This is a genomic window from Kitasatospora sp. NPDC004614, from assembly GCF_042873675.1.
Classification (GTDB): Bacteria; Actinomycetota; Actinomycetes; order Streptomycetales; family Streptomycetaceae; genus Kitasatospora.
This window is the reverse complement of the sequence record NZ_JBIALR010000014.1, coordinates 128,874-145,960: the sequence shown is the minus strand read 5'-3', so window position 1 is coordinate 145,960 and position 17,087 is coordinate 128,874. Positions and strand designations below refer to the sequence as shown.

General features: G+C 72.3%; 16 protein-coding genes and 1 riboswitch. Of the genes, 11 read left to right on the top strand and 5 right to left on the bottom strand.

Features of this window, described 5'->3' with window-relative positions; genetic code table 11:
* Positions 1-114: 114 nt before the first annotated feature.
* Positions 115-1,035, bottom strand: coding sequence for an SIS domain-containing protein (locus ACFYST_RS26010; protein WP_387865825.1), 921 nt, complete (start codon positions 1,033-1,035; stop codon positions 115-117).
* 201 nt (positions 1,036-1,236) lie between these two features.
* On the opposite strand from ACFYST_RS26010, the gene ACFYST_RS26005 reads away from it, so the two are divergent.
* From ACFYST_RS26005 to otsB, 4 genes are all read left to right on the top strand, one after another.
* Positions 1,237-2,025, top strand: a complete 789-nt coding sequence (locus ACFYST_RS26005) for a DeoR/GlpR family DNA-binding transcription regulator (RefSeq protein ID WP_387638658.1) — start codon at positions 1,237-1,239, stop codon at positions 2,023-2,025.
* A gap of 148 nt (positions 2,026-2,173) precedes the next feature.
* On the top strand, positions 2,174-3,436 hold the full coding sequence (locus ACFYST_RS26000) for an extracellular solute-binding protein (protein WP_387638656.1): 1,263 nt from the start codon (positions 2,174-2,176) through the stop codon (positions 3,434-3,436).
* A gap of 57 nt (positions 3,437-3,493) precedes the next feature.
* Positions 3,494-3,721 (top strand): DUF3263 domain-containing protein, encoded by a 228-nt coding sequence (locus ACFYST_RS25995; protein WP_387638653.1) that lies wholly within the window; start codon positions 3,494-3,496, stop codon positions 3,719-3,721.
* 49 nt (positions 3,722-3,770) lie between these two features.
* Complete coding sequence (gene otsB / locus ACFYST_RS25990; RefSeq protein WP_387865823.1) at positions 3,771-4,619, top strand: trehalose-phosphatase; 849 nt, start codon at positions 3,771-3,773, stop codon at positions 4,617-4,619.
* Between the two features lie 45 nt (positions 4,620-4,664).
* Here the strand turns inward: otsB and ACFYST_RS25985 are convergent, their stop codons facing one another.
* From ACFYST_RS25985 to ACFYST_RS25975, 3 genes are all read right to left on the bottom strand, one after another.
* Entirely contained in the window at positions 4,665-6,131 is a 1,467-nt protein-coding gene (locus ACFYST_RS25985; protein WP_387865821.1) for a trehalose-6-phosphate synthase, read from the bottom strand.
* 71 nt (positions 6,132-6,202) lie between these two features.
* On the bottom strand, positions 6,203-6,691 hold the full coding sequence (locus tag ACFYST_RS25980) for a hypothetical protein (protein WP_387865818.1): 489 nt from the start codon (positions 6,689-6,691) through the stop codon (positions 6,203-6,205).
* Positions 6,692-6,715: 24 nt separating this feature from the next.
* The gene (locus ACFYST_RS25975) at positions 6,716-7,690 is read right to left on the bottom strand and encodes a glucosyl-3-phosphoglycerate synthase (RefSeq protein WP_387638905.1); all 975 of its coding nucleotides are present in this window, start codon (positions 7,688-7,690) and stop codon (positions 6,716-6,718) included.
* A 163-nt stretch (positions 7,691-7,853) separates the two neighbouring features.
* Positions 7,854-7,982: riboswitch (SAM riboswitch) on the top strand.
* A gap of 17 nt (positions 7,983-7,999) precedes the next feature.
* Between ACFYST_RS25975 and thrC the strand changes: the two genes are divergently transcribed.
* From thrC to ACFYST_RS25950, 5 genes are all read left to right on the top strand, one after another.
* Complete coding sequence (gene thrC / locus ACFYST_RS25970) at positions 8,000-9,280, top strand: threonine synthase (RefSeq protein ID WP_387865816.1); 1,281 nt, start codon at positions 8,000-8,002, stop codon at positions 9,278-9,280.
* Positions 9,281-9,312: 32 nt separating this feature from the next.
* Positions 9,313-9,591: a MoaD/ThiS family protein gene (locus ACFYST_RS25965; RefSeq protein ID WP_387638643.1), complete on the top strand. Its 279-nt coding sequence runs from the start codon at positions 9,313-9,315 to the stop codon at positions 9,589-9,591.
* A gap of 588 nt (positions 9,592-10,179) precedes the next feature.
* Positions 10,180-10,386 (top strand): cold-shock protein, encoded by a 207-nt coding sequence (locus ACFYST_RS25960; RefSeq protein WP_014137493.1) that lies wholly within the window; start codon positions 10,180-10,182, stop codon positions 10,384-10,386.
* A 322-nt stretch (positions 10,387-10,708) separates the two neighbouring features.
* The gene (groL, locus tag ACFYST_RS25955) at positions 10,709-12,331 is read left to right on the top strand and encodes a chaperonin GroEL (protein ID WP_387638638.1); all 1,623 of its coding nucleotides are present in this window, start codon (positions 10,709-10,711) and stop codon (positions 12,329-12,331) included.
* A gap of 111 nt (positions 12,332-12,442) precedes the next feature.
* A complete protein-coding gene (locus tag ACFYST_RS25950) occupies positions 12,443-12,802 on the top strand; it encodes a hypothetical protein (protein ID WP_387865813.1) in 360 nt (119 codons plus the stop codon).
* 66 nt (positions 12,803-12,868) lie between these two features.
* Here the strand turns inward: ACFYST_RS25950 and ACFYST_RS25945 are convergent, their stop codons facing one another.
* Positions 12,869-13,498 carry a hypothetical protein gene (locus tag ACFYST_RS25945; RefSeq protein ID WP_387865811.1) on the bottom strand — a complete coding sequence of 210 codons (630 nt, stop codon included), beginning with the start codon at positions 13,496-13,498 and terminating at the stop codon, positions 12,869-12,871.
* A gap of 165 nt (positions 13,499-13,663) precedes the next feature.
* Between ACFYST_RS25945 and ACFYST_RS25940 the strand changes: the two genes are divergently transcribed.
* Complete coding sequence (locus tag ACFYST_RS25940; RefSeq protein ID WP_387638631.1) at positions 13,664-14,380, top strand: ABC transporter ATP-binding protein; 717 nt, start codon at positions 13,664-13,666, stop codon at positions 14,378-14,380.
* Positions 14,377-17,076 (top strand): ABC transporter permease, encoded by a 2,700-nt coding sequence (locus ACFYST_RS25935; protein ID WP_387865808.1) that lies wholly within the window; start codon positions 14,377-14,379, stop codon positions 17,074-17,076. Before ACFYST_RS25940 ends, ACFYST_RS25935 begins: the two co-directional genes overlap by 4 nt.
* Positions 17,077-17,087 lie beyond the last annotated feature (11 nt).

Genomic DNA, 17,087 nt, shown 5'->3' with positions numbered 1-17,087 from the left:
TCCCTTGGCCAGGTCGAAGAGGTCTAGTCCAGTTGCTCGATTGGTCTGGTCCTGAGAGGTGAGCTTTGTCGCTCTTTGCCGACTCCTGGGGGTTTTCGGGGGCTTGGCGGACGGTCAGGTGAGGATGATCGAACGGGTCAGGTTGCGCGGCTCGTCCGGGTTCAGACCGCGGTGCGCGGCCAGCGCGACGGCCAGCTTGTGCACCCGGACCAGGTCGGCCAGCGGGTCCAGACCGCCCGCGCCCGAGTCGGCCACCAGCCGGCCGCCGACCGCCGCCACCTCGTCCGCCAGACCGGCCGGCAGCGCGCCGAACGCCCAGGCGGCGCGGCCCGGAGCGGTGATCGAGATCGGGCCGTGCCGGTATTCCATCGCCGGGTACGCCTCGGTCCAGGCCAGCGCGGCCTCGCGCATCTTCAGACCGGCCTCCTGGGCCAGGCCGTTGGTCCAGCCCGCGCCGAGGAAGGAGATCTGCTCCAGCTCGACCAGCTCCTGCGGCACCTGCCAGGCGACGGCACGCTCGGCGTCCGCGGCGGCCTCGGCGACGGTGGCGACGCCCACCGGGCGGGCCTCCTCCAGCTCCAGGTGGGCGCGGAGCAGGGCCAGCACGGTGGTGGCGAAGCGGGTCTGCACCACCGAGCGCTCGTCGGCGAAGCCCAGGTCGATCAGGTGGCCGGCGTCCGCGGCCACCGGCTTGTCCGGGCAGGCGGTGATCGCGGTGCTCGGCAGGTCGGTGTTGGCGAGCAGCCGCAGCACCTCGGTGGTGGTGCCGGAGCGGGTGATCGCCAGCACCCGGTCGTAGCGGCGGCCGTGCGGGAACTCGGAGGCGGCGAAGGCGTCGGTCTCGCCGTGGCCGCCGGACTCGCGCAGCGTGGCGTAGGCCTGCGCCATGAACCACGAGGTGCCGCAGCCGACCACGGCCACGCGCTCGCCGCGCTGCGGCAGGCCGGCCGGGCCGCTCGCCGCCAGCGCCGCGGCGGTGCGCCAGTTCTCGGGCTGGGTGGCGATCTCCTCGCCGGTCAGGGACGGGTGCGGCATGGGTGCGGACTCCTTCGGCTGTCACCGGACGGCGGCGTTCCCGCGGCGCATTCCTGCGAGCGGGCGAGCTGTGCGCAAATCTGATTGTTTTATAGCTGTTTCGCGCATCATTGCGCAATGCATCCGCCGTGACTGCGGTGTGCGAAGCTGTCCCGACCGAGCCGCGGGGCGCGCGGTGGCGAGCGCGGAAGGAGCGGAACGGTGTCCAGGTACGAACGGTGGAACGCGCTGCTGGAACTGCTGGCCGAGCACGGCAAGTTGGACGTCGAGGAGGCGGCCGGCGCGCTGAATGTCTCGGCCGCGACCATCCGGCGCGACCTCGACCAGCTGGCCCGCCAGCAGATGGTCACCCGCACCCGGGGCGGCGCGGTGGCGCACAGCGTCTCCTACGATCTGCCGCTGCGCTACAAGACCGCCCGCAACGCCGACGCCAAGCAGCGGATCGGCGCCCTGGTGGCCGGCCTGATCGCGCCCGGCGAAGTGGTCGGCCTGAACGGCGGCACCACCACCACCGAGGTGGCCCGCGCCCTCGCCGTCCGCCCCGACCTGGCCGAGCACCCCGAGAACGGGCAGAGCCTCACCGTGGTCACCAACGCGCTCAACATCGCCAACGAGCTGACGGTCCGCCCGCAGGTGAAGATCGTGGTCACCGGCGGCGTCGCCCGCCCGCAGTCGTACGAGCTGATCGGCCCGCTGGCCGCCCAGGTGCTCGGCGAACTCACCCTGGACACCACGGTGCTGGGCGTGGACGCGATCGACGCCGAGCACGGCGCCACCGCCCACCACGAGGGCGAGGCGGCGGTCAACCGGCTGCTCGCCGAGCGGGCCCGCCGGGTGGTGGTGGCCGCCGACTCCTCCAAGCTGGGCCATCGCGCCTTCGCCCGGATCTGCGGCCTGGACCGGGTGGACATCCTGGTCACCGACGACCAGGTCCCCGACCCGGTGGCGGCCGCCTTCGCCGACGCAGGGGTCACCGTTCTGAAGGCGTGAACGTCCTATAATCGGACAGTTTCTGATGGTCCGTCACACTGAGCGCAACTGGATGTGACACTTCGTTAACTCCGTTCCGACAAGCCTGGACCGGGCCGTCGGACGCCTGTCAGGGTCACGCTGTAACCCTTACGAAGGCGGTCCATCCGTGAAGCGATCAGCGCTGCTCCCCCTGCCCATCGTCGGATCCCTGCTGCTCACCGGCTGCGGAGTCCTGGACATGTCGGGGGGTGTCACGCTCAACCTGGTCGCAGCCGACTACGGCGACAACGAGGCCAACTCCAGCTCGGTCTACTGGAACGACCTGGCCCGCCGCTTCGAGGCCGCCAACGCCGGCATCAAGGTCAAGGTCGACGTGGTCAGCTGGAACGACATCGACAAGCACCTCGCCGACCTGATCGCCAAGGGCAACACCCCCGACATCGCGCAGACCGGCGGCTATGCCGAGCAGGTCGCCGCCAACCGCCTCTACCCGGCCGGCGACGTGCTCTCCAACCGCACCCAGGTCAACCTGCTCGACTCCTTCGCCAAGGCCGGCCAGGTGCTCGGAAGCCAGTACGGCATCCCGTTCATCTCCTCCAGCCGGGTCTTCTTCTACAACAAGGACATCTTCGCCAAGGCCGGCATCGCCAACCCGCCCGTCACCTGGGACGACGTCCGCCGCGACGCCGAACTGATCAAGGCCAGGGTCCCCGGCGTCATCCCGTACGCGCTGCCGCTCGGCCCCGAGGAGGCCCAGGGCGAGGCGATGATCTGGACCATGAGCGGTGGCGGCGGACTCTCCGACGTCGCCGGCAACTACACCATCGACAGCCAGGCGAACCGCGCCACCTTCAACTGGCTGCGCACCAATCTGGTCGAGAAGCGCCTCACCTACGACGACCCGGCCAAGGTCGACCGCAAGGCCGCGTTCGCGGACTTTGGGGCCGGCAAGGCCGCCATGCTCAACGGCCACCCCGGGCTGATCAGCAAGGCCGTCGCGGGGAACATCCAGTACGGCACCGCGGTGATCCCGCGCAAGGACACCGGCGTCAAGCCCTCGACCCTCGGCGTCGCCGACTGGGTGATGGCGTTCAAGGCGAACGGCCACCGGGCGGAGATCAAGAAGTTCCTCGACTTCGCCTACACGAAGGAGAACACCATCAAGTTCGACGAGCAGTACAACATGCTGCCCGTCACCCAGGACACCCTCGAGGAGATGTCCGCCAACCCCGGGCACAAGGACCTCAATGAGTTCCTCAACGCGCTGCCCAGCGCCAACTTCTACCCGCTCGGCGACCCGTCCTGGGACAAGGTCTCCAGCATGCTCAAGCAGCGCATCGGCGAGGCCGTGCGGCCCGGCACGACGGACGTGCTCGGCGACCTCCAGTCCGCCGCCGCGGCCGAGGCGTCGCGGGCCCGCAAGGGCTGACGGCCGCGGCGCGGCGCCCGGCCGGGGGCTGACGGTCCTGGTGCTTAGCCTGGACGCATGGCCGAACTGACCGACCGCGACCGGGCGGTACTCGAACTGGAAGCACGCGGGTGGCGGACCGCCGGCGCCAAGGAACAGGCGATCCGGCAGGAACTCGGCATCTCCGCCACCCGCTACTACCAGCTGCTCAACGCCCTGCTCGACCGGCCGGAGGCACTCGCCCACGCACCCGTCCTGGTCAACCGGCTGCGGCGGGTGCGGCAGGGGCGGCGTGACGCCCGGTAGTGACGCGATCAGGGCCCGCCGGGGGCCCCGGCCGGGTAGCGTCGGGGCCATGGGAATTGCTGAGCAGATCACGTCCCAGGCAGGGCGGGCCGGACTGGCGGGCCTGCTCGCCGACCCGCGCTCCGCGGTCGTGGGACTCGACTTCGACGGCACGCTCGCCCCGATCGTCGCCGACCCCGAGAGGGCCCGCGCCCACCCCGGCGTCGTCCCCGCCCTCACCGCGCTCGCCCCGCTGGTCGGCTCGGTCGTCATCGTCACCGGCCGGCCCGCGGCGACCGCTGCCGCGTACGGCGGCTTCGGGGCTGTCGCCGGGCTCGAGCACCTCACCGTCCTCGGCCACTACGGCGCGGAACGCTGGGACGCGCGGACCGGTGCCGTCACGGCGGCGCCGGCGCCGCCGGGGGTTGCTGCCGTTCGGGGCGAACTTCCTTCGCTGCTGGGGGAGTTGAAGGCTGCCGGCGGCGTTTCCGTGGAGGACAAGGAACGGGCGCTGGCGGTGCACACCCGGCGGGCGGACGACCCCGACGGTGAACTCGCGCGCCTGCGCGCCCCGTTGGCCGAACTGGCCGCGCGGCACGGCCTGGTGGTCGAACCCGGCCGGATGGTCCTCGAACTGCGCCCCCCCGGCGTCGACAAGGGCGTCGCCCTGCGGAAGTTCCTCGCCGAACGGGAAGCCGGGCCGGTGCTGTTCGCGGGCGACGATCTCGGGGACGTCGCCGCGTACGAGGAGGTCGAGTCGCGCCGGAAGGACGGCCACCCCGGCCTGCTGGTGTGCAGCGGCCCCGTCACCGGCGAGGCCCCCGTCCGCGAGCTGGCCGATCGCGCGGACCTGGTGGTGGCGGGGCCGGCGGGGGTGGTGGACCTGCTCAGTGAGCTGGCGGAGCTGTTGGGCGCGTAAGCGGGGGTGCGACAAGCGCAAGCCCGCTTACGCGCCCAACCGCTCCTACAGCGCGTGGAGCTGGTCCAGGAACCACTGCTGCGGAGGCAGTGCCGTCGCCGCGGACGCCAGGCGCTTGGTGCGGTCGGCGCGGTCGGCGGGGGGCATGGTGAGGGCCTGGGCCAGGGCGTCGGCGGTGGCGATGACGTCGAAGGGGTTGATGGTGATCGCGTCGTCGGCGAGTTCCGCGTGGGCGCCGGCCTCGCGGGAGAGGACCAGGGCGCAGCCGTGGTCGGAGACGACGGGGACTTCCTTGGCGACCAGGTTCATGCCGTCGCGGACGGGGTTGACCAGGGCGACGTCGGCGAGCCGGTACGCGGCGAGGGAGCGCGGGAAGTCGTCGTCGACGTGCAGGATGAGCGGCTGCCAGTCGCCGGTGGCGAACTCGGCGTTGATCTCCTCGGCGAGCCGCCGCACTTCGGCGGTGTACTCGCGGTACTCGGCGAGGTCGGTGCGCGAGGGGTAGGCGAAGGCGATGTGGACGACCCGGTCGTGCCATTCGGGGCGGGTGCGCAGCAGGTGCCGGTAGGCGAGCAGGCCGCGGACGATGTTCTTGCTGAGTTCGGTGCGGTCGACCCGGACGATGGTGCGCCGGTCGCCGACGGCTTCGCGCAGGGCGGCGAGGCGTTCGTCGACGTCGGGCCGGTGGGCGCGTTCGCGCAGGAACTCGGCGTCGGCGCCGAGGCCGTGGACGCCGAGCCGTGTGGTGCGGCCGGCGTACGTGACGGCGAGGACGTCGCGGTCGACGCTCGCGCCGATGACGGCTTCGCAGCAGTCGGCGAAGGCGAGGGCCCAGCGGCGGGTGAGGAAGGCGGCGCGGTCGGCGCCGAGGATGCCGCGGAGGACTTCGGCGGCGACGTCGTCGGGCAGCAGCCGGTAGTACTCGGGCGGCGCCCAGGGGGTGTGCGAGAAGTGGCCGATGCGCAGGTCGGGGCGGAGTTCGCGGAGCAGCGCGGGGGTCAGCGAGAGGTGGTAGTCCTGCACCAGGACGGCGGCGCCGGGGGCGGCCTCGGCGGCGAGGGCCTCGGCGAAGGCGGTGTTGTAGGCCTGGTAGGCGGCCCATTCGGTGCGGAAGCCGGCGTCGAAGGCGGGTTTGGTGGGGATGTCGTACAGCAGGTGGTGGACGAACCACAGGGTGGAGTTGGCGACGCCGTTGTAGGCAAGGGCGAAGGTCTCCGGATCGATGTCCAGCATCCGGACGGCCTGTCCGCCGACGTCGTGGCCGGCCCGGTCGAGGCGCCCGTCGGGGGCCCGCCGGGCGGCGGTGCGGTCGGCGTCGGAGAGGGCGGCGCAGACCCAGACGGCGTTCGGGTCGTCGATCGCGGAGAGCCCGGAGACCAGGCCGCCGCCGCCTCTGCGGAGGCTCAGCGTGCCATCGTCCTCCGTGCGGAAGGACACCGGGCCGCGGTTGGAGGCCACCAGGATCGGGGCGGCTCCGGACTGCGTGGGGCGTTCGGACGCGTGATCGGCCATACAGCCAACCTTGCCGTGCGACCAGCCGACCAAACCACCCGGCGCGGCCCGCGACGGGTGAACAGCGGGCGTCAGCCGCGATGGTCGGTCGGCGGGCCGGAGTCGCGGGCGGGCAGGAAGTCGGGCAGCCACGGCGGGCGGCCGTCCGGGCACTTCCCGGGCAGGTACCACCCGCGCGGCGGGGTGAGGTTGTGCTCCATGTCGACGGCGGCGACGGCGAGTGCGGTGAGCAGGGCGGCGAAGGCCGCGGCGAGCGCCCGGGTGAGCAGGCCGGGGGAGCGGCGGGTGAGGTACAGGGCGAGCAGGACGGCGAGGGGCGGCAGGAACAGGTAGCCGCACTCGTACGAGTTGAGCAGGTTGAACCGGGCGTCGTCGGTCAGGTCGTAGGTGACCGGCCAGGCCATGTTCAGGCAGCCGGACCAGGTGTCCTCGATCAGCCGCAGCACCCGGGACTCGACCGTGAAGCCGAGGACGGGCGCGAGCAGCAGGGCGAGGCAGCCGATGCCGGCGCCGGAACCGGCAGCGGCGGGCGCGGGTTCGGCTTCCGGGGTGGGGTCCATGCCGGGACGGACGTGGGGCGGCGGTCAGCGGTTGCGGTACTCGGGGACGGTGATCATCGGGGGGCGCTCGGCGGCGGGGACGGGGTGGGTGCGGGGGGTGAAGCCGGTGGCGGTGCGCGTGTACTGGGTGAGCAGGGGGCGGACCAGGTCGGGGTCGGCCTTGAGGCGGTGGGCGCGGTCGAGGCGTTCCAGGGCGGTGCGGTAGATGGTGGCGGCCATCCGGCCGAGGGCCTGGCCGTCCTGGTGGCGGTGGTGCCGGACGCCGACGTCGACCTGGGCCAGCGCGTCGAGCCCGACCAGTTCCAACGCGTCGACCAGCAGGCCGAGTTCGACGCCGTAGCCGGTCGGGAAGGGCAGCTGTTCGAGCAGGCTGCGGCGGGCCGCGTACTCGCCGCCGAGCGGCTGGACGAAGCCGGCCAGCTGCGGCCAGTGCAGGTTGAGCAGGGGGCGGGCGACCAGTTCGGTGACCCGGCCGCCGCCGGCCGGGACGACGGCGCCGTCGGCCTCGAACGGGCGGTCGTACATGGCCTTGACCAGGTGCAGGTCGGGGTCGGTGAGCAGGGGGCCGATGATGCCGGAGACGAACGCCGGGTCGAATTCGCGCAGGTCGGCGTCGATGTAGCAGACGATCGCGCCGCTGCTGGCGAGCAGTGAGCGCCACAGCACCTCGCCCTTGCCGGGGGCGGCGGGCAGCCGGGGCAGGATGGCGTCGCGGTGCACCACCCGGGCGCCGGCGGCGGCCGCGGCGGCGGCGGTGCCGTCGACCGAGCCGGAGTCGACCACCAGCAGTTCGTCGACCAGCGGGACGCGTTCCATCAGTTCGGTGCGGATGGTGGTGACGATCTCGCCGACGGTGGGTTCCTCGTCCAGGGCGGGCAGCACCACGCTGACGGTGCCGGCCGGGCCGGCGGCGCGCTTGGCGGCGAGCAGCCGGTCGAGCGGCCGGTCGGTGGCCGTCCAGGACCGGCGGCGCAGCCAGTCGGCCACTTCCGGCAGTATCCCGGGCTCGGGCTGCTCGGCCAAGATCTCGCTCCCTGTCTCGCTCTGTCTCGGTTGTCGGACGGTGGGGTTCGACCGCACCGGCCTTCCGTTACAGTCTTCGTACTGCGCTCGGACCTTCGCACGCCGGGGTCGCTCGCAGCGTACGACCACAACTTCATACAGCTCATCCAGAGGGACTGAGGGAACGGCCCGTTGAAGTCCCGGCAACCCTCCCGCGCGGCCCAGCAGGCCCGGCGGGACAGGTGCCAATTCCGGCCCGGGCGCGACCGCGTCCCGGGGAAGATGAGGAGAAAGGGCCTCGCCATCATGGCTGTTGACACCCCCGCACCTGCCGCCGTCGACCTCGGTCCGGCCACCGCACTGTCCTGTCGCGAGTGCGGCACCCGCTTCCCGCTCGGCCCGAGCTTCGCGTGCCTGGAGTGCTTCGGCCCGCTGGAGATCGCCTACGACTACGCCGGCTACGACGCCGAGGAACTGCGCAAGCGGATCGAGGCCGGCCCGGCGTCGATCTGGCGCTACGCCCCGCTGCTGCCCGTCCCCGCCGACGTCGCGGGCAAGCCGAACCTGAACCCGGGCTGGACCCCGCTGGTGAAGGCCGACAACCTGGGCCGCGAGCTGGGCTTCACCGCGCAGCTGCACATCAAGGACGACTCCGGCAACCCCACCCACTCGTTCAAGGACCGGGTGGTGGCCTGCGCGATCGAGGCCGCCCGCGCCTTCGGGTTCACCACGCTGTCCTGCTCGTCCACCGGCAACCTGGCGGGCGCGGTGGGCGCCGCCGCGGCCCGGGCCGGCTTCAAGTCCTGTGTGTTCATCCCGCACGACCTGGAGCAGGGCAAGGTCGTGATGGCCGGGGTGTACGGCGGCGAGCTGGTCGGCATCGACGGCAACTACGACGACGTGAACCGGTTCTGCTCGGAGCTGATCGGCGACCCGGCCGGCGAGGGCTGGGGCTTCGTCAACGTCAACCTGCGCCCGTACTACGGCGAGGGCTCCAAGACCCTGGCGTACGAGATCTGCGAGCAGCTCGGCTGGCGGCTGCCCGAGCAGATCGTCATCCCGATCGCCTCCGGCTCCCAGCTCACCAAGATCGACAAGGGGCTTCAGGAGCTGATCAAGCTCGGCCTGGTCGAGGACCGCCCCTACAAGATCTTCGGCGCCCAGGCCGAGGGCTGCTCCCCGGTCTCCGCCGCCTTCAAGGCCGGCCGCGACGTGATCAAGCCGGTCAAGCCGGACACCATCGCCAAGTCGCTGGCGATCGGCAACCCCGCCGACGGCCCGTACGTGCTCGACATCGCCCGCCGCACCGGCGGCGCGGTCGAGGACGTCACCGACGCGCAGGTGGTCGAGGCGATCAAGCTGCTGGCCCGCACCGAGGGCATCTTCGCCGAGACCGCGGGCGGCGTCACCGTCGGCGTGCTGAAGAAGCTGGTCGAGACCGGGCAGCTCGACCCGAGCAAGGAGACCGTCGCGATCAACACCGGCGACGGCCTGAAGACCCTCGACGCGGTCGCCGACTCCGGCATGACCGCAGTGATCCGCCCGACGCTGGAGTCCTTCCGCGCCGCCGGTCTCGTCTCCGCCTGATCCCCCCACGACTTTCTTCTAGGAGCACCCCCATGAGCGCCACCGTCCGCATCCCCACCATCCTCCGCACCTACACCGGCGGCGCCGCCGAGGTGACCGCCGAGGGCGCCACCCTGGCAGCCGTCATCGCCGACCTGGAGGCGAACCACACCGGCATCGCCGCCCGCCTGCTGGACGACACCGGTAAGCTGCGCCGCTTCGTGAACGTGTACGTCAACGACGACGACGTGCGCTTCGCCGAGGGCCTGGAGACCGAGATCAAGGACGGCGCCTCGGTGTCGATCATTCCGGCGGTGGCCGGCGGCTGCTGAGGCAGCTCCGGGCGGCCGGTGGGGCCGCCCCGCGTATTCGTTCCGCCGCCGTCGGGCGCGGGCTCGGAATTCGATTTCCGAGCCGCCCGGCGGCGGCTTCGCACATCGGCCGGGCGCGCGGGCAGCCGTGATTCCGACCTGGCGGGTCGCTGGAATTCCCGCGTTCGCGGGGGAGTAGAGTGCCGGTGGAGCCGTTCCCCGCCACGGCCCGTTCCAATCCTCGATTTTTCCCGCACCGCACCTCGCGCCGGCCCCGTCCCGTCCCGCGCTCTGAGACATGCGCCGGACCGTTCACCGCCCGACCTGTCAGGCCGCCGTCAGAATTCTTTCGACGATTTGCGGCGACACGTCCGTTATGTCCGGTGGCAATTGTCGGGCCATATACCTTTCGACCCGTCATATCCGGTGTGGGGTACGGACTTTCCGTGAAATTAGGGCCTGTTGCAGAGGGCGCATATCCGGATACATTCAGCCGCGACACGAGGCTGCGCCGTGCGGGGGGGAGTCCCCACAGGCCGGCCTTCCAGACCTCCGGGTCCGCGTCCCGCGGATCTCTGAAGGGCCAGCACAGCACAAGGGGAGTTCGGAATGGCTCAGGGCACCGTCAAGTGGTTCAACGCCGAGAAGGGCTACGGCTTCATCGCGGTCGACGGTGGAGCGGACGTGTTCGTCCACTACAGCGCGATCCAGATGGACGGCTACCGCACCCTGGAAGAGGGCCAGCGGGTCGAGTTCGAGATCTCGCAGGGGCAGAAGGGTCCGCAGGCCGACATGGTCCGCGCCGCGGGCGCCTGACGGCCCGGTAGACCGCACACACCACAGCTATGACCCGGCAGGTCCGGCCCCGGCGCGACGCGTCCGGGTCCGGGCCTGTCGGCGTTCCCGGGCCTGCCTGCGGGTTTCCCGGGAGGGGCGTCGGAGCGCGGCGAATGGGCTTGCACTCGACACCCCCGAGTGCTAATCATTGGCGTTAGCACTCACAGCGTGAGAGTGACAACGGACCGGGCCGGTGAGGCCCCGGAAGCGGTAGGGGACGAGACCCCCGCTCTCCTGGGCCGTCCGTCGCGGGCACCCCCTTGGTCCGAGCAGTCGACCGTGTCCCGGAGGACCACTTCTAATGGCCAAGATCATCGCCTTTGACGAGGAAGCCCGCCGCGGCCTTGAGCGTGGCATGAACCAGCTTGCCGACGCCGTGAAGGTCACGCTCGGCCCCAAGGGTCGCAACGTCGTTCTGGAGAAGAAGTGGGGCGCCCCCACCATCACCAACGACGGTGTCTCCATCGCCAAGGAGATCGAGCTCGAGGACCCGTACGAGAAGATCGGCGCCGAGCTCGTCAAGGAGGTCGCCAAGAAGACCGACGACGTCGCGGGTGACGGCACCACCACCGCCACCGTGCTGGCCCAGGCGCTCGTCCGCGAGGGTCTGCGCAACGTCGCCGCCGGCGCCAACCCGATGGCCCTGAAGCGCGGTATCGAGAAGGCCGTCGCCGCCGTCTCCGACCAGCTGCTGGCCCAGGCCAAGGACGTGGAGACCAAGGAGCAGATCGCTTCCACCGCCTCCATCTCGGCCGCCGACACCCAGATCGGCGAGCTCATCGCCGAGGCCATGGACAAGGTCGGCAAGGAAGGCGTCATCACCGTCGAGGAGAGCAACACCTTCGGCCTGGAGCTCGAGCTCACCGAGGGCATGCGCTTCGACAAGGGCTACATCTCCGCCTACTTCGCCACCGACCTGGAGCGCATGGAGACGAGCTTCGAGGACCCGTACATCCTCATCGCCAACTCCAAGATCTCCTCGGTCAAGGACCTGCTCCCGCTGCTGGAGAAGGTCATGCAGAGCGGCAAGCCGCTCGTCATCATCGCCGAGGACGTCGAGGGCGAGGCCCTGTCGACCCTGGTCGTGAACAAGATCCGCGGCACCTTCAAGTCCGTCGCCGTCAAGGCCCCGGGCTTCGGCGACCGCCGCAAGGCCATGCTGGGCGACATCGCCATCCTGACCGGCGGCACCGTGATCTCCGAGGAGGTCGGCCTCAAGCTCGAGAACGCCGGCGTCGACCTGCTGGGCACCGCCCGCAAGGTCGTCATCACCAAGGACGAGACCACCATCGTCGACGGTGGCGGCGACAGCGACCAGGTTGCCGGTCGCGTCAACCAGATCCGCGCCGAGATCGAGAACTCCGACTCGGACTACGACCGCGAGAAGCTCCAGGAGCGCCTCGCCAAGCTGGCCGGCGGCGTGGCCGTCATCAAGGCCGGCGCGGCCACCGAGGTCGAGCTCAAGGAGCGCAAGCACCGCATCGAGGACGCGGTGCGCAACGCCAAGGCCGCCGTCGAGGAGGGCATCGTCGCCGGTGGTGGCGTCGCCCTGCTGCAGGCCGGTGTCGCGTTCGAGAAGCTGGAGCTGGACGGCGACGAGGCCACCGGTGCCAACATCGTCCGCGTGGCGCTCGAGGCCCCGATCAAGCAGATCGCCACCAACGCCGGCCTCGAGGGCGGCGTCGTGGTCGAGAAGGTTCGCAACCTGCCCGCCGGCCACGGCCTGAACGCCGCGACCAACGAGTACGTCGACCTGATCGCCTCCGGCATCATCGACCCCGCCAAGGTCACCCGCTCCGCCCTGCAGAACGCCGCCTCCATCGCGGCGCTGTTCCTCACCACCGAGGCCGTCATCGCCGACAAGCCGGAGAAGGCCTCCGCGGCCGCCGGCGGCGGCATGCCGGGCGGTGACATGGACTTCTGATCCGACCTCACCGGTTGGATCGGTCAGTCTCACGCCGTGAGGGCGGTCTCCTTCGGGAGGCCGCCCTTGCGGCGTTTCCGGGTCGTGGCGGCGGTTTGGGACAATGGGCGGATGTCCAGCAACGAGAAGATCGAAGCCGCCCTGCACAGCGCCCGCGCGCTGATCCTCGCCGACCTCACCGCGCGGGACGTCGCCGACGCCGCGATCGTCTCGCTGGTCGAGGACGCCGTCACCCACCGCCGCTGGTGGCTCGAACAGTGGCCGGACGGCTGCGAGTTCGTGCTCGGGCTGATCGCGCAGGACGTGCAGGACGCGCTGCTGGAGTCGTACGGGCGGTGGCCGTTGTGCGCGGCTTGTGCGGCGGAGGACGACCCGCACGCGCTGGGCGTGGAGCCGGAGTTGGGGGCGGATCCGCACTGGGTGTGCGGCAAGAAGGGTCTGATCGTCGCGGCGGTGGGGGAGCTCGACTGACAGCAGGCGCTTCGCATCCGCTCGCGCCCCTGGTCTCGCACTCGCACAGTTCTCACGCCCGCCCTCTTACCCGGCCAGCTCCGTGAGTTCGTGCTGCATGTTCGCCCGCGCCTGCGCGTCGTAGCGGGCGTGGGCCTCGGGGGTGCGGTAGAGGGCGGGGAGGGCGAGGAGGTGGTGGAGGATCGCGGTGCGGCCCTCGCGGAAGGCGTTCGGGGGGACGAAGGAGTATTCGTCGCGGATGGCGGCGGTGTAGGCCGCGTAGCGGTCGGGGGGTGAGCCGAGGACGGCGAGGTCGGCGTCGCAGAGGACTTCGCCGTTGTGGTCGCCGGGCGCGGGGTGGTGGGTGACGGTGAGTCGGACCAGGCGGTCGACCTCGTGGACCAGGGGTTCGGGCAGGCCCGCCTCGCGCAGGGCGCGGCAGGCGAGGGCGGCGCTGCGTTCTTCGTTCTCGGAGCGGTCGGGCCGGTAGACGGCGTCGTGGAACCAGGCGGCCAGCCGGACGGCGTCCGGGTTCTCGGCGTGGCCGGCGAGTTCGTCGATCCGGTCCAGGACGGCCCGCAGGTGGTCGGTGGTGTGGTAGCGGCGCTGCGGTTCGGCCCAGCGGGCGAGCAGGTCGCGGGCGTAGGGCTCCGGGTCGACGGTGGCGCCGCAGCGCGTGAGCAAGGCGTGCCAGCGCTCGGACAGCGATGCGGTCATGACGGTCATTCTGCTCCCTGCCGGTGGTGCGGCGGCATGGTTCGGCCCGCGATGTGATCCAGACTATATGTAGTTCACCGACTTATGACGCAGACTTGAGTAGTCGTCGCTCGAAGGCTATACATACTCGGTATGCAAGACGTTCCGCTGTTCCGAGGGGGAGCCATGACCGGATCGAGCGCGCAGGCCGTGCTGCGCCTGGAGGGAGTCGGCCGGGTGCACGGCCGGGGCGAGGCCCAGGTGCACGCCCTGCACCCGATCGACCTGGAAGTGCGGGCCGGGGAGTTCCTGGCCGTGATGGGGCCGTCCGGCTCCGGGAAGTCCACGCTGCTCGCTCTGGCCGGCGGCCTGGACCGCCCGTCGGTCGGCCGGGTGCTGGTCGAGGGCACCCCGCTGGAGGGGCTGAGCCGGGCCAAGCTGGCCGATGTGCGTCGCCGCTCGGTCGGCTACGTGTTCCAGTCGTACAACCTGATTCCGTCGCTGACGGCGGCCGAGAACATCTCGCTGCCAAGGGAGTTGGACGGCGTCTCCGCCCGGACCGCCCGCGCGGAGGCACTGGTCGCGCTGGAGGAGCTGGGGATCGCCCAACTCGCCGACCGGTTCCCGGAGGACATGTCCGGCGGCCAGCAGCAGCGGGTCGCGATCGGCCGGGCGCTGGCGGGTGAGCGCCGGCTGGTGCTCGCCGACGAGCCGACCGGCGCGCTCGACTCGGCCACCGGCGAGGCCGTGCTGCAGGTGCTGCGTTCGCGCTGCGACGCCGGCGCCGCCGCCATGATGGTCACCCACGACCCCACGCATGCGGCCTGGGCGGACCGGGTGGTGTTCCTCCGGGACGGCCGGTACCTCCGCGAGGCGGCGCAGCGCACCGAGGCCGGCCGATGAGCGCCTGGCGGGCGGTGCTGCGGATGGCGCGCCGCGACGCCCTGCGGGCCAAGGGCCGCAGCGCCCTGGTGGTCGCGATGATCGCGCTGCCGGTGCTCGGCGCGACCGGCGTGGACGTGGTGCACCGCAGCGGGCAGCTCAGCGCCGCCGAGCGCTCCGACCGGCTGATGGGCCGTTCCGACGCGCTGATCGGCGCCTACGACCCGGGCCGGAGCATCGAGCAGGCGGTGTTCCCGGCCGACGGCGTCCGCACCCTGCCGGTGCGCCCGGACAACCAGACGCCCGAGCAGAAGCGCGCCGTCGGCACCGAACCGACCGTGCTGCTCGGCGAGTTGCTCCCGAAGGGCAGCACCCTGATCCCGGCCCGCACCGGCCCGGTGGCGTCCGTGCAGACCCACGACGGCCTGGCCCCCGTCGACACCTTCGAGGCCGATCTGACCGGCGAGCTCTGGCAGGGCCGGCTGAACCTGGTCTCCGGCCGGGCCCCCGCCGCCGCCCACGAGGCCGCCGCCACCCGGGCGTTCCTCACCGGCACCGGCCTGCGGATCGGCGACCGGGTCACCGTCCGCGGCCTGGAGTCCACCCCGTTCACGCTGACCGGCACCGTCGAACTCCCCGGTGACCTGAACAAGTCCGAACTGGTCGCCCGCCCCGGCGAGTTGTACCAGCAGCTGGACGCCGCGCAGGTCACCGCCGGACTCGCCCCGCAGAACCCGGGCGCCGAGCAGGCCGCCGCCAACAAGGCCGCCTGGCTGGTCCGGTTGCCCGCCGGGGCGAGCCTCGGCTGGGAGCAGGTCCGCGAACTCAACCGCTACGGCTACACCCTGGCGAGCCGCCAGGTCGCCGCCCACCCGCCGGCCGACGTGCCGGCCGTGGAGGAGGCCGTCGGCGCGCAGGACGCCCGCGAACGCCGGTTGATGACGGTCGCCACCACCGCCGCGATGGCCCTGTTGGAGGTCGCGCTGCTGGCCGGCCCCGCCTTCGCGGTCGGCGCCCGGCGGGCCCGCCGCCAGCTCGCCCTGTTCGGCGCGGCCGGCGGCCGCCCCGGACACGTCCGGGCCGTGGTGCTCGGCGGCGGACTGGTGCTCGGCGCGGCCGGCGCGGTGCTCGGCACCGTGGTCGGCGCCGCCCTGGTCGCCGTGCTGCGCACCCGGATCGAGGAGTGGGGCGGCAGCCGGTTCGGCGGGCTCACCCTGAACCCGTCCGACCTGCTGGGGATCGCCGCCGTCGGCATGGTCACCGCGCTGCTGGCCGCCCTGCTGCCCGCCCTGCAGGCCGGACGCCGCGAGGTGCTCGACGGCCTGACGGACCGTGACCCGGTGCGCCGCTCCGCCCGCTGGACGCCACTGCTCGGCCTGGCGGTCGTGCTGGCCGGCATCGGACTCGCGCTGTACGGCGCGGTGGCCGCCCCGACCGGCGGGATGCCGGTGGTCGCCGGACTGTCGACGCGCACCCTGTCGGTGCTGGGCGGCGCCACGCTCGCCGAACTCGGCCTGCTGCTGTTCACCCCGCTGCTGCTCGCCCTGCTCGGCAGGCTCGCCCGCCTGCTGCCGGTCGGCCCGCGGCTCGCGCTGCGCGACACCGCCCGGCACCGCTCCCGCACCGGCCCCGCGGTCGCCGCCGTGCTGGCCGCCGTCGCCGGAGCCGTCGCGGTCGGCGTGCACACCGCCGGCGCCGAGGCCCAGGACCGCGCCTCCTACCGGCTGGAGCAGCCCGTCGGCGCCGTCAGGCTCACCCTGCACGGCGACGCCGACACCATGCCCCAGCTGCGCACCGCCATCGTCCAGGACATCCCGGACCTCGGGGAGCGCGCCGACCTGTACGAGGCCAACTACGTGTTCTGCGAGGGCTGCTCCAGCGTGGTGTCCGCGGAGGGCGGGCAGCGCTACGGCCGGGACGTCACCAGGTCGGTCGTGGTCGGCGACGCCAAGGTGCTGCGCAACCTGCTGGCGGTGCGCGACCAGGCCGCCGAGACGGCGCTGCTCGCCGGGAAGGCCGTGGTCACCGACCCGTCCTACCTGCACGACGGCAAGGCGGTGCTGCGGATGCTGGGCAACAACATGGAGCCCAAGGACGTCACCGTCGACGCCGTCCTGCTCGAACGGCCCGCCGCGCAGCGCTACGCGCCGCTGGTGATCTCGCCCGACACGATCCGCGGACTCGGTCTGAAGGTCGTGCCGGCCGGGGCGATCTGGCTGCCCACCACGCCCGTCACCGACCGGGCCCAACAGCGGGCCGCCGCCACCGTCGCCCGGCTCGCCCCGCACTCCGAGTTCGGCGTGGAACGCGGCTTCCGGCCGCAGAGCAGCGTGGTGCAGGTCGCGCTCAGCGGCTTCGCGGCCCTGGTGGTGCTCGGCGCGGCCGTGGTCTCCACCGCGCTGGCCGCCGACGACGCCCGCCGCGAACGCGTCCTGCTGTCCGCGATCGGCGCCCGGCCGCGCACCCGGCGCACCGTCGCCGGGCTCCAGGCCGGACTGATCTCGCTGCTCGGCGCCCTGCTCGGCACCGTCAGCGGCTTCGTCCCCGCGTACGCCCTGCTGCGCTCCCGGGTGGCCGGGGCGCTGGGCGCACCCGCCGTGCTGAACCCCGCCGACATCCCGTGGGCCACCATCGCGCTGTTCGCCCTGGCGCTGCCGGTGCTGGCCGGCCTGCTCGGCGCGCTGCGCCGGGACGACCCCGCGGGATGGCGCGGATAGGCAGGTCGGCG

Bases quoted from the DNA above. Each gene is read 5' to 3' on its own strand.
- ACFYST_RS25985 (WP_387865821.1), bottom strand. From the start codon at position 6,131: ATGGCCGATCACGCGTCCGAACGCCCCACGCAGTCCGGAGCCGCCCCG.
- thrC (WP_387865816.1), top strand. From the start codon at position 8,000: ATGGCTGTTGACACCCCCGCACCTGCCGCCGTCGACCTCGGTCCGGCC.
- ACFYST_RS25935 (WP_387865808.1), top strand. From the start codon at position 14,377: ATGAGCGCCTGGCGGGCGGTGCTGCGGATGGCGCGCCGCGACGCCCTG.
- ACFYST_RS25945 (WP_387865811.1), bottom strand. From the start codon at position 13,498: ATGACCGCATCGCTGTCCGAGCGCTGGCACGCCTTGCTCACGCGCTGC.
- ACFYST_RS25995 (WP_387638653.1), top strand. From the start codon at position 3,494: ATGGCCGAACTGACCGACCGCGACCGGGCGGTACTCGAACTGGAAGCA.
- ACFYST_RS25980 (WP_387865818.1), bottom strand. From the start codon at position 6,691: ATGGACCCCACCCCGGAAGCCGAACCCGCGCCCGCCGCTGCCGGTTCC.
- ACFYST_RS25965 (WP_387638643.1), top strand. From the start codon at position 9,313: ATGAGCGCCACCGTCCGCATCCCCACCATCCTCCGCACCTACACCGGC.
- ACFYST_RS25940 (WP_387638631.1), top strand. From the start codon at position 13,664: ATGACCGGATCGAGCGCGCAGGCCGTGCTGCGCCTGGAGGGAGTCGGC.
- otsB (WP_387865823.1), top strand. From the start codon at position 3,771: ATGGGAATTGCTGAGCAGATCACGTCCCAGGCAGGGCGGGCCGGACTG.
- groL (WP_387638638.1), top strand. From the start codon at position 10,709: ATGGCCAAGATCATCGCCTTTGACGAGGAAGCCCGCCGCGGCCTTGAG.
- ACFYST_RS25960 (WP_014137493.1), top strand. From the start codon at position 10,180: ATGGCTCAGGGCACCGTCAAGTGGTTCAACGCCGAGAAGGGCTACGGC.
- ACFYST_RS25950 (WP_387865813.1), top strand. From the start codon at position 12,443: ATGTCCAGCAACGAGAAGATCGAAGCCGCCCTGCACAGCGCCCGCGCG.
- ACFYST_RS26010 (WP_387865825.1), bottom strand. From the start codon at position 1,035: ATGCCGCACCCGTCCCTGACCGGCGAGGAGATCGCCACCCAGCCCGAG.